8 protein-coding genes and 1 pseudogene are annotated in these 11,412 nt (G+C 65.2%); 3 read left to right on the forward strand and 6 right to left on the reverse strand.

Translation table 11 applies throughout. From position 1 onward, the window contains the following. Nucleotides 1-854: 854 nt before the first annotated feature. The 5 genes from L810_RS37260 to L810_RS37275 all read right to left on the reverse strand — a co-directional run bounded on the left by L810_RS37260 (nucleotide 855) and on the right by L810_RS37275 (nucleotide 6,119). Nucleotides 855-1,871, reverse strand: a complete 1,017-nt coding sequence (locus L810_RS37260; protein ID WP_021163324.1) for a HoxN/HupN/NixA family nickel/cobalt transporter — start codon at nucleotides 1,869-1,871, stop codon at nucleotides 855-857. A gap of 163 nt (nucleotides 1,872-2,034) precedes the next feature. Continuing rightward, on the reverse strand, nucleotides 2,035-4,146 hold the full coding sequence (gene fusA / locus L810_RS37265; RefSeq protein ID WP_021163325.1) for an elongation factor G: 2,112 nt from the start codon (nucleotides 4,144-4,146) through the stop codon (nucleotides 2,035-2,037). 237 nt (nucleotides 4,147-4,383) lie between these two features. Then, entirely contained in the window at nucleotides 4,384-4,884 is a 501-nt protein-coding gene (locus L810_RS37270; RefSeq protein WP_021163326.1) for a DUF192 domain-containing protein, read from the reverse strand. Between the two features lie 160 nt (nucleotides 4,885-5,044). Beyond that, nucleotides 5,045-5,260 (reverse strand): hypothetical protein, encoded by a 216-nt coding sequence (locus tag L810_RS46410; RefSeq protein WP_011352970.1) that lies wholly within the window; start codon nucleotides 5,258-5,260, stop codon nucleotides 5,045-5,047. 280 nt (nucleotides 5,261-5,540) lie between these two features. Then, on the reverse strand, nucleotides 5,541-6,119 hold the full coding sequence (locus tag L810_RS37275) for a pseudouridine synthase (RefSeq protein WP_021163328.1): 579 nt from the start codon (nucleotides 6,117-6,119) through the stop codon (nucleotides 5,541-5,543). A gap of 276 nt (nucleotides 6,120-6,395) precedes the next feature. Here L810_RS37275 and icd point away from each other — a divergent pair, with 276 nt between their 5' ends. Next, on the forward strand, nucleotides 6,396-7,652 hold the full coding sequence (gene icd / locus L810_RS37285) for an NADP-dependent isocitrate dehydrogenase (protein ID WP_006478026.1): 1,257 nt from the start codon (nucleotides 6,396-6,398) through the stop codon (nucleotides 7,650-7,652). A gap of 280 nt (nucleotides 7,653-7,932) precedes the next feature. After that, nucleotides 7,933-10,161 (forward strand): NADP-dependent isocitrate dehydrogenase, encoded by a 2,229-nt coding sequence (locus L810_RS37290; RefSeq protein WP_042977826.1) that lies wholly within the window; start codon nucleotides 7,933-7,935, stop codon nucleotides 10,159-10,161. A gap of 122 nt (nucleotides 10,162-10,283) precedes the next feature. Here the strand turns inward: L810_RS37290 and L810_RS37295 are convergent, their stop codons facing one another. Continuing rightward, complete coding sequence (locus L810_RS37295) at nucleotides 10,284-10,508, reverse strand: hypothetical protein (protein ID WP_006490888.1); 225 nt, start codon at nucleotides 10,506-10,508, stop codon at nucleotides 10,284-10,286. Nucleotides 10,509-11,181: 673 nt separating this feature from the next. Here L810_RS37295 and L810_RS37300 point away from each other — a divergent pair. Further along, nucleotides 11,182-11,412, forward strand: a pseudogene (locus L810_RS37300) (multicopper oxidase family protein); the annotation flags it as partial.

Below are 11,412 nucleotides of genomic sequence, written 5' to 3' on the forward strand. Positions count from 1 at the left end.
CACCGGAAGAACCACCACCGGAAGAACCACCACCGGACGAACTACCACCGGACGAACTACCACCGGACGAGCCACCCCCGGAAGACCCACCCCCGGAAGACCCTCCCGAACCACCGTTACCAGACGCGTTGCCACCGCGGCCCGAGCCACCCGAACCGCTCGTCCCGCCGGATGTTCCGCTCGTCGTTCCGCCGACGCCGGCAGGTCCGACGGTACCGTTCCCGTTGTTGCCGCTGCCGCTGCCGCTGCCGCTTCCGCCGCCACTGCCATTTCCGCTACCGGGGCTGCTGCCGCTGCCATTGCCGGTCGCACCTGAGCCATTCCCCCCGGCGCGCCCACCGGCGAAGACGTGTACCGAGCACGCAGCCGGATTCGCTGTGCACGGCGAAGCGTCGTCGACCAGCATCATGACGGCGTCCGCGCCGGCAACGGCATCGGGCGCGAAGTCCGGTGTCGCGTCCTGTGCGACGGCATACGAGCAGCAGCACGCGAACGCGGCTGCGGCGAACAAGGTTGCGCGATGGCACCGTCCCGTCGTGCGGAACGGTCGTTTCGACTTGAGCATCATGGCCTCCCCATGCGCGCGATGCCTCGTCGCCGCGCGGCAATCTACGTGTAGTGCAGGGGGCCGGTAAAGGTTCGTAGTCCTGTCGGCAGCCGATCGCCTTCGGGCCGGCGCTGGACGCCAGCCTCGATCGCGGAGCGGCATGCGGGCCCGCCGTGCGAAGCCCTATCTGCCAGATTCGTGCCATCGGCCGCTTGAGCCCGCGGCACAAGGCGCGCGCAGCGCGCGACGGCGCATGCAACGTCTTTGGTAGGAGTTTTGTTTCCGGAATGAAACGTCTGAGCTAAGTTCAGCGCGCGGGCGCATCGGCCGCGCGCTGCCAGCGGTGGAACAGGATCGATGCGATCCAGCAGACGAGGAACAGGGCGACGATGCCGTAGCCGATCGAGCCGAAGCGCTCGCCGACCGCATCGAGCGCGTCGCGCACGGGGCCCGTCAGCGACAGCTTGTCGGCCAGCAGGCCGGCTGCCTCGATCCCGCCGATCGCCAGCGCGACGGCCGCCGACACGAACGTGATGCTCGCGTTGTAGAGCAGCTTGCGCTGCGGATCGTCCATTGCCCAACCGTACGCGTGAATCATCAGCACGTTATCGGTCGAGTCGATCAGCGTCATGCCGGCGGTGAAAAGCGCGGGAAACAGCATGACCGTATAGACCGGCAGCCCCTGGCTCGCCTGTGCGGCCGCGATCGCGAGCAGGCCGATTTCGGTTGCAGTATCGAAACCGAGCCCGAACAGCACGCCGACCGGATACATGTGCCAGCTCTTCGACACGAACCGGAACAGCGGACGCAGCAGCCGGGACACGAGCCCGGCCGGGCGGTGCACGTGCGCCGCATCGTGCGCGTGCCCATGCCCGTGCGTGCCGCGATAGCGCCGCCACACGTCGCGCAGGATCGCCAGGTTCACGCACGCGAGCACGAGCAGGAAGGTGGCCGACACAGCCGTGCCGATCGTGCCGCCGATCTCGCGGAACGCATCGAACCGGTCGCGCAGCGCGAATGCCGTCAGCGCGATGCCGAGCGTCGCGGCGATCACGATCGTCGAATGGCCGAGCGAGAAGAACAGCCCGACGCTCACCGGACGCTGGCCGTCCTGCATCAGCTTGCGCGTCGCAACGTCGATCGCGGCGATGTGATCGGCGTCGACCGCGTGACGCAGCCCGAGCCCGTAAGCGATCGCCGCAGTGCCGAGCAGCAGCGGATGATCGCGCAACACGGCGAGCGCCCACAGCCAGACGGCGGCGTTCGCGGCGATCAGGCCGGCATAGAGGATCAGCAGGCGGCGCAGGGCAGGGGTGGGCGGCATCGGGATGGTTCCATCTGACGAATCGCGCTGCATTGTGGCACGCGAAAAAAATACCGGTCGTGCCGATCAAAAAAGCCGCGCGCACGGCGTGCACGCATGAAAAAAGGCCCGTCCGGTTCCGGACGGGCCTTGCTGCGTGCGACAGCGCGAGATCGCGCCGCGCTTACTTCACTTTCGCGCTGATCACGCCTTCCGATACGTTGGCCGGCGTTTCCGCGTACTGCTTGAACTCCATCGTGTAGGTTGCGCGGCCCTGCGTGGCCGAACGCAGCGACGTCGAATAGCCGAACATCTCCGCGAGCGGCACCTCGGCGCGCACGAGCTTGCCGCCGCCGCCCGCGATGTCTTCCATCCCCTGCACGATGCCGCGACGGCTCGACAGGTCGCCCATCACGTTGCCCATGAATTCCTCGGGCGTCTCGACCTCGACCGCCATCATCGGCTCGAGCAGCACCGGCTTCGCACGGCGCATCGCTTCCTTGAACGCCATCGAGCCGGCCATCCGGAACGCGTTTTCGTTCGAGTCGACGTCGTGGTACGAGCCGAACGTCAGGTGCACCTTCACGTCGACGACCGGGTAGCCCGCGAGCACGCCGCTCTTCAGCGTTTCGGTGATGCCCTTGTCGACGGCCGGGATGAATTCACGCGGAATCACGCCGCCCTTGATCTCGTCGAGGAACTCGTAGCCCTTGCCGGGGTTCGGCTCGAGCGTGATCACCGCGTGGCCGTACTGACCGCGGCCACCCGACTGCTTGACGAACTTGCCCTCGACGTCGGACGCCGTCGTGCGCACCGTCTCGCGATACGCGACCTGCGGCTTGCCGACCGTCGCTTCGACGCCGAATTCACGCTTCATCCGGTCGACCAGGATTTCGAGGTGAAGCTCGCCCATCCCCGAAATGATCGTCTGGCCGGACTCTTCGTCGGTCTGCACGCGGAACGACGGATCTTCCTGCGCGAGACGGTTCAGCGCGAGGCCCATCTTTTCCTGGTCGGCCTTCGTCTTCGGCTCGACGGCCTGCGAGATCACCGGTTCCGGGAACTCCATCTTCTCGAGGATGATCGGCTTCGTCGGGTCGCACAGCGTGTCGCCCGTGGTCGCTTCCTTCAGGCCGACGGCCGCCGCGATGTCGCCGGCGCGCACTTCCTTGATTTCCTTGCGCTCGTTCGCGTGCATCTGCAGGATCCGGCCGAGCCGTTCCTTCTTGTCCTTGGTCGCGTTCAGCACCGTGTCGCCGGATTCGACGACGCCCGAATACACACGGAAGAAGATCAGCTGGCCGACGAACGGGTCGGTCATGATCTTGAACGCGAGCGACGAGAACGGCTCGTCGTCGCTCGGATGACGTTCCGCCGGCTTTTCCGGATCGTGGAAGTCGTGGCCGAGGATCGCGGGCACGTCGACGGGCGACGGCAGGTAGTCGATCACCGCGTCGAGCATCGCCTGCACACCCTTGTTCTTGAACGCGCTGCCGCACAGCATCGGCACGATCTCGTTCGCGATCGTGCGCTGGCGCAGCGCGGCCTTGATCTCGTCCTCGGTCAGCGATTCATGGTCGTGCAGATACTTCTCGAGCAGTTCCTCGCTCGCTTCGGCCGCGGCCTCGACCATCTTCTCGCGCCATTCGTGCGCGAGCTCGACGAGGTTCGCGGGGATGTCCTCGTACGTGAACTTCACGCCCTGGCTTTCGTCGTCCCACACGATCGCCTTCATCTTCACGAGGTCGACGACGCCCTGGAAATGATCCTCCGCGCCGATCGGAATCTGGATCGGCACGGCGACGCCTTTCAGGCGCTCGCCGATCTGCCGCTGCACGCGGAAGAAATCGGCGCCGATGCGGTCCATCTTGTTGACGAACGCGATGCGCGGCACCTTGTACTTGTTGGCCTGGCGCCAGACGGTTTCGGACTGCGGCTGCACGCCGCCGACCGAGTCGTAGACCATGCACGCGCCGTCGAGCACGCGCATCGAGCGCTCGACTTCAATCGTGAAGTCGACGTGCCCGGGCGTGTCGATGATGTTGATCCGGTGCTCCGGATAGTTGCCGGCCATGCCCTTCCAGAAGGCCGTGGTCGCGGCCGACGTGATCGTGATGCCGCGTTCCTGCTCCTGCTCCATCCAGTCCATCGTGGCCGCGCCGTCGTGCACTTCACCGATCTTGTGGCTCACGCCGGTGTAAAACAGGATGCGCTCGGTCGTCGTGGTCTTGCCGGCATCGATGTGAGCACTGATCCCGATATTGCGATAGCGCTCGATGGGGGTTTTGCGGGGCACGTGAACCTCCTTAGGTTCGGATCGTAAGCGGGCCGGCTGGGCCGGCCCGGGCTGGACTAGCGAGATTTAAAGGATAGCGCTTGTCCGTGGCTTTTGCAGATGCGGGCAGTGTTTGCCGAATCAAGGCGGGCGCCGCCGGCGGCAGGCGAAAAAAAGCCGGCGCGCAACGGGCGGCCGGCTTCGGTCGGTACGCGGCGCGACGTGACGCGGGTCGGGTCGGCGGCGCGGCGATATCCGTTACTGGGCTTGCGGCAGCCCTTCGAGCTTCATGCCGGGCTTGATGCCCTTCGCCGCGAACCAGCCTTTGCTCATTTCGAGGGCATAGACGCCGTTGTTGCGCGGGCAGTGGTTGTCGGTCGTCTCGGCCTTCATCTCGTCGATGTCGGTGATCGTGCCGTCCGCGCGGATGAACGCGATCGACAGCGGGATCAGCGTGTTCTTCATCCAGAAGCAGTGCACCGCGTTCTCGTTGAACACGAACAGCATGCCTTCGTTCGGCGCGAGCTGCGAACGGTACATCAGCCCCTGTTCGCGGTCGGGGTCGTTCGCGGCGACGGCCGCGTCGATCACGTACATGCCGGCGCGCAGCTTCACGCGCGGGAATTCGCCCGGCTGCTTGGCGCCGGGCGGCACTTGCGCGCTGGCGGCCTGCATGCCGAGCGCGAGGACGGCGAGCGCGGCGGGAAACACGGCGGCGCGCGCAAGGCGGCCGAGCGACGAGCGCAGGGAGAATTGCACAGCAAGGCTCCTATCTGGAAAACAAGACCCGCATGGTACGCGATGCGCGCCGACGGGCACATAAAAGAAAAAGGCAGATCGCCTTGCGGTGATCTGCCTTTCAACGCCGTAAGAACGGCAAGACTGCGTGTTCTTGACTGCGTTATTACAGCAAGCTTACTTAGTTCGAAGCAGCTGCCGGTGCTGCTGCGTCGCTTGCTGCAGCCTTCTTCGATGCCTTGTGGTGCTTCTTGGCTGCGTGGTGCTTCTTGGCAGCGTGCTTAGCCGGTGCCGAAGCAGCTTCAGCAGCAGCCGGAGCAGCTTCCGGAGCCGATGCTTGTGCGAATGCAGCCGTTGCGAAGAGGCCAGCGACCAGAGCGGCGATCAGTTTGTTCATGTTGTGTTCCTCAGCTTTAGTTAATTAACCAAATGACCCGGCAATAGGAGTCATGTCGTCTAACGGTGCCATCCACCTTTCGGTTGACAGACGCTTCGAGAAATTTCTCATTGCGCTGCGGGCGCCGAATCGTATTCGATAAAAACGTCGCTTTCGTGACGCAAACACGGCTCGGCTGCCAATGCCGGATAGCTAAGGTTGGCATCTGCGTGGTTTAACGCGCGATCTTCGCGGGCGGTTGACGAAAAAGATGACGAAAAATTCGCACGTCCCGAATCCGTCATCCGGCGGGCGCGAAACCGTCCCACGGCGCGCGCGGCGGCAGTGCGATTGTTTCTCCCGGTGCAATGTCGAGCGCGAATATATCCAGTGCGCCGATGCCGACGCGTACCAGGCGCAACGTCGGGAAGCCGACGGCCGCCGTCATCCGGCGCACCTGCCGGTTCTTGCCTTCGGTGATCGCGAGTTCGATCCACGTCGTCGGGATCGCGGCGCGGTAGCGGATCGGCGGGTTGCGCGGCCACAGCGCGTCGGGCGGTTCGATGAATTCGGCGCGGCATGGCCGCGTCACGTAGTCGCCGAGGTCGACGCCGCGCGCGAGCGCCTTCAGGTCGGCGGCGCCCGGCGCGCCCTCGACCTGTGCCCAGTAGCGCTTCACGAGCTTGTGGCGCGGCTCGGCGATGCGCGCCTGCAGCGCGCCGTCGTCGGTGAGCAGCAGCAACCCCTCGCTGTCCGCGTCGAGCCGGCCGGCCGCGTAGACGCCGGGCGTTTTTACCCAGTCGCCGAGCGACGGGCGCGTCTCGTGCGCGGAAAACTGGCAAATCGTGCCGAACGGCTTGTTGAGGGCGATCAGGTTCATGGCGGGTCGCCCGCCCGGCGCGCCGCGGAGGCGGGGGCGGGCGGTCTATGGCAAATGGCGGAATCTTAATGCATAATACGGAACGCCAAGTCCTCTGTCTTATATAAGACATAAGTGGGGTCTTGATACGCAGTGCCGCGCTTCATGCCGAAGTGCCCGGTTGGGGCGCTAGAATAGCGGCTCGCTGTTGCCGTCACGGGGTGGCCATGCCGCGCCCCCGCCGCGCGCGCAGCTTCGACCAGCATCACCTGCTCAGCCACGTCACTGGAGTCGATCATGCCGTATCAGCACATCAAGGTTCCGGAAGGCGGTGACAAGATCACCGTCAACAAGGACTTCTCGCTCAACGTTTCCGATCAGCCGATCATTCCCTATATCGAAGGCGACGGTACGGGCTTCGATATCACGCCGGTCATGATCAAGGTTGTCGACGCGGCGGTCGCGCACGCCTACAAGGGCAAGCGCAAGATCCACTGGATGGAGATCTTCGCGGGCGAGAAGGCGACGAAGGTGTACGGTCCGGACGTGTGGCTCCCGGACGAAACGCTGCAGGTGCTCAAGGAATACGTGGTGTCGATCAAGGGGCCGCTCACGACCCCGGTCGGCGGCGGCATCCGTTCGCTGAACGTCGCGCTGCGCCAGGAACTCGACCTGTACGTGTGCCTGCGCCCGGTGCAGTACTTCAAGGGCGTGCCGTCGCCGGTGCGCGAGCCGCAAAAGATCGACATGGTGATCTTCCGCGAGAACTCGGAAGACATCTACGCGGGCATCGAATGGGCCGCGGGCTCCGAGCAGGCGAAGAAGGTCATCAAGTTCCTGCAGGACGAGATGGGCGTGAAGAAGATCCGCTTCCCGGAAACCTCGGGCATCGGCGTCAAGCCCGTGTCGACCGAAGGCACCGAGCGTCTCGTGCGCAAGGCGATCCAGTACGCGATCGACAACGATCGCAAGTCGGTCACGCTGGTGCACAAGGGCAACATCATGAAGTTCACGGAAGGCCTGTTCCGTGACGCCGGCTACGCGCTGGCGCAGAAGGAATTCGGCGGCGAGCTGATCGACGGCGGCCCGTGGATGCGCGTGAAGAACCCGAAGACGGGCAACGAGATCGTCATCAAGGATTCGATCGCCGATGCGTTCCTGCAGCAGATCCTGCTGCGCCCGGCCGAATACGACGTGATCGCCACGCTGAACCTGAACGGCGACTACATCTCCGACGCACTGGCCGCGCAGGTGGGCGGCATCGGGATCGCACCGGGTGCGAACCTGTCGGATTCGGTCGCGATGTTCGAGGCGACGCACGGCACGGCACCGAAGTACGCTGGCAAGGATTACGTGAACCCGGGTTCCGAGATCCTGTCGGCGGAAATGATGCTGCGCCACCTCGGCTGGACGGAAGCAGCCGACACGATCATCGCCGCGATGGAGAAGTCGATCCTGCAGAAGCGCGTCACGTACGACTTCGCGCGCCTGATGGAAGGTGCGACGCAGGTGTCGTGCTCGGGCTTCGGTGAAGTGCTGATCGAGAACATGTAAGTCCCCTTCCGGGGTGGGCCGGCAGGTTGCCGGCCGCCCCGGCGCTGACTGCCGGCGCCGGAGCGTTTCGTGGATGGCAGGTTTGTTGGCAGGGCGGTCCGGCATGCGGGCCGCGGCGCCGCGATGCGGCCCGGAGGCCCTGCAAGGTAGAACATGACGGCCCTCGCAACACCACCGCCCGGCTGAGCCGGCGCGCCCCTTTCGCGACCGACCCGGTCGCTCCCCGCCGGTTACCGCCGGCGCTCCTCAGTCCAAATTTTCACGTAGCAACGCATCGACCATGTCCACTTCGCCCAAGATCATCTACACCCTCACTGACGAAGCGCCCGCGCTCGCGACCTATTCGCTGCTGCCGATCGTCAAGGCCTTCACGCGTTCGTCCGGCGTCGCCGTCGAAACGCGCGACATCTCGCTCGCCGGCCGCATCGTCGCGGCATTCGCAGACGTCCTGCCGCCCGAGCAGAAGGGTTCCGACGATCTGGCCGAACTGGGCCAGCTCACGCTGAAGCCGGAAGCGAACATCATCAAGCTGCCGAACATCAGCGCATCGGTGCCGCAGCTCAAGGCCGCGATCGCCGAACTGCAGGCGCAGGGCTACGCGCTGCCGGCCTACCCGGAAGATCCGTCGACGGACGAAGAGAAGGCGGTCAAGGCCCGCTACGACAAGATCAAGGGCAGCGCGGTGAACCCGGTGCTGCGCGAAGGCAACTCCGACCGCCGCGCGCCGCTGTCGGTCAAGAACTACGCACGCAAGCATCCGCACAAGATGGGCGCCTGGAAAGCCACGTCGAAGGCGCACGTCGCGCACATGAGCGAAGGCGACTTCTACGGCAGCGAGAAGTCGGCGCTGATCGCCGAAGCCGGCAGCGTGAAGATCGAACTCACGACGACCGACGGCGCGAAGAAGGTGCTGAAGGAAAAGACGGCCGTGAAGGCCGGTGAAGTCATCGACGCATCGGTGATGAGCCGCAACGCGCTGCGCAGCTTCATCGAAGCGCAGATCGCCGACGCGAAGGCGCAGGACGTGCTGTTCTCGGTGCACCTGAAGGCGACCATGATGAAGGTCTCGGACCCGATCCTGTTCGGTCACTTCGTGTCGGTGTTCTACCGCGACGCGCTTGCGAAACACGCAGACGTGCTGGCGCAGGCCGGTTTCAACCCGAACAACGGGATCGGCGACCTGTACGCGCGCCTGAAGGACCTGCCGGCCGACACGCGCGAAGCGATCGAAGCCGACATCAAGGCCGAATACGCGGTGCGTCCGCGCCTTGCGATGGTCAACTCGGACAAGGGCATCACGAACCTGCACGTGCCGAGCGACGTGATCGTCGACGCATCGATGCCGGCGATGATCCGCGATTCGGGCGGCATGTGGGGCCCGGACGGCCAACTGTACGACGCGAAGGCCGTGATTCCGGATCGTTGCTACGCCGGTGTCTACCAGGCCGTGATCGAGGACTGCAAGCAGCACGGCGCGTTCGATCCGGTCACGATGGGCAGCGTGCCGAACGTCGGCCTGATGGCGCAGGCGGCTGAAGAATACGGTTCGCACGACAAGACGTTCCAGATTCCGGCGGATGGCGTCGTGCGCGTCACCGACGAAGCGGGCAACGTGCTGCTCGAGCATGCGGTGGAATCGGGCGACATCTGGCGCATGTGCCAGACGAAGGACGCACCGGTGCAGGACTGGGTCAAGCTCGCGGTCAACCGCGCGCGCGCGACCGGCGCACCGGCCGTGTTCTGGCTCGATCCGGCACGCGCACACGACGCGCAGATCATCGCGAAGGTCGAGCGTTACCTGAAGGATCACGACACGAACGGCCTCGACATCCGCGTGATGACGCCGGTCGACGCGACGCGCTTCTCGCTCGAACGCATCCGTGCGGGCAAGGACACGATCTCGGTCACCGGCAACGTGCTGCGCGACTACCTGACCGACCTGTTCCCGATCATGGAACTCGGCACCAGCGCGAAGATGCTGTCGATCGTGCCGCTGATGGCCGGCGGCGGGATGTTCGAAACGGGTGCGGGCGGCTCCGCGCCGAAGCACGTGCAGCAGTTCGTCGAGGAAGGCTTCCTGCGCTGGGATTCGCTCGGCGAATTCCTCGCGCTCGCGGCATCGCTCGAACACCTCGGCAACGCGTACCAGAACCCGAAGGCACTCGTGCTCGCGAAGACGCTCGACCAGGCGACCGGCAAGTTCCTGGACGAGAACAAGTCGCCGGCGCGCAAGGTCGGCGGCCTCGACAACCGCGGCAGCCACTTCTACCTGTGCCTGTACTGGGCGCAGGCGCTGGCCGAGCAGACCGAGGACGCGGCGCTGAAGGCGCAGTTCGAAGGCGTGGCGAAGTCGTTGTCCGACAACGAAGCGCGCATTCTGGAAGAACTGGCTGCCGCGCAGGGCAAGGCGCAGGCCATCGGCGGCTACTACCGTCCGAACGTCGACCTGACGAGCCAGGCGATGCGCCCGAGCGCGACGCTGAACGCCATCGTCGACGCGGTCGCCTGACGCAGGCCGCGCAATCGCGCGGGTCGAAGCAAGTGACGGCGCGGCGGGCCAGGCTGCCCTCCGCCCGTTACAAGAAAAAAAGCCCCGGTCGCCCGGGGCGTTTTTTGTTGCAGGCTTGCCATTCAGACGTGAACGATTTCCCATTCGGCGATTTCGTGCGGCACTTCGAGCGTTGCCGTGTCCAGTTCGGACAGTTGCTCGCAGTCGCCGCGGGAGATGTGGTCGGCCGCCACTTCGGGGCACGAGAATGCGCCGAGCAGGGCGTTGCCGAACGTCGCTTCCCAGCCGCCGTTACCCGGCAGGATGTAGAACGACCCGAGCGCTGAACCAAAGCGAAATCCCTTCATTTCCGTTCTCCCTTTCTGATCACAAGCGATTCTGTTGTGCCGCCTGCCGGTTCGACCGGCTGTGGCCCGACCGGCTGCTTGCGCCGCGTTCCGTATCGAACGTCGCGGCGAAGCGTCAGTGCATGGGACAAAGTCTACGTCCGCGACCCGGTTGGATGGTACATGTCGAACGGCTCCACTAAACAAAAATTCTCTTTCAAAAACAAATATTTATATTCGTCGTTTTGTATTGCGGAACGTTTTTTGGCATCGCGAAACGGGAAATTTGTGCCCTGCACCACGAATTTTTACAACGCAGAGACTTGTTCCGCATCGTGAAATATTGACGGGTTTGCGACCCGGTGACGCGTCCGACGCCGGGGCGCGGCTGAACGGCAGGGCGCCGGGCGGCCGCCTGGAGACTGGATGGGGCGGGCGGCGACTGCTGTTGGGGGAGTGAGTCAAGGGCTGCGGATCGCCGATCGACGATGCTGGGCGATGCGTGCTGAGTCCAGCGCGGCGTTGTCGAGTGTGCGGCGTATCGCCGCCCGCCCGGCGGCGAAGCGTCTCGATATGAGCCTGCGGTTATGATGACGCGGGCATCAGGATTGGCGTCGCGCATCGGCGCTTCAGCCGGCCGGCGCGGGTGTCGCGGCGGCCGCGCGACGCAGCATGGATAACGAGGAACGATTTGATGATACGGAGAACCTTCCTGTCGCGCGCCATCGGAGTCGCGGCCGCGTCGCTGTTCGCCCGCGCCGCGTGGGCGCAGCATGCCGGTCACGCCGGCATGGCCGGCATGGACTCGATGGACGACATGCCCGGCATGTCGTCCATGTCAGGAATGGCGGGTCACGGGCAGCACGGCAAGTCCGCCCCGGCCGCGCTCGCTGCCGCCGACGCGCTGCCGGCCGGCGCGCCGCTC

It is taken from the genome of Burkholderia sp. AU4i (assembly GCF_000466765.1).
Classification (GTDB): domain Bacteria; phylum Pseudomonadota; class Gammaproteobacteria; order Burkholderiales; family Burkholderiaceae; genus Burkholderia; species Burkholderia cepacia.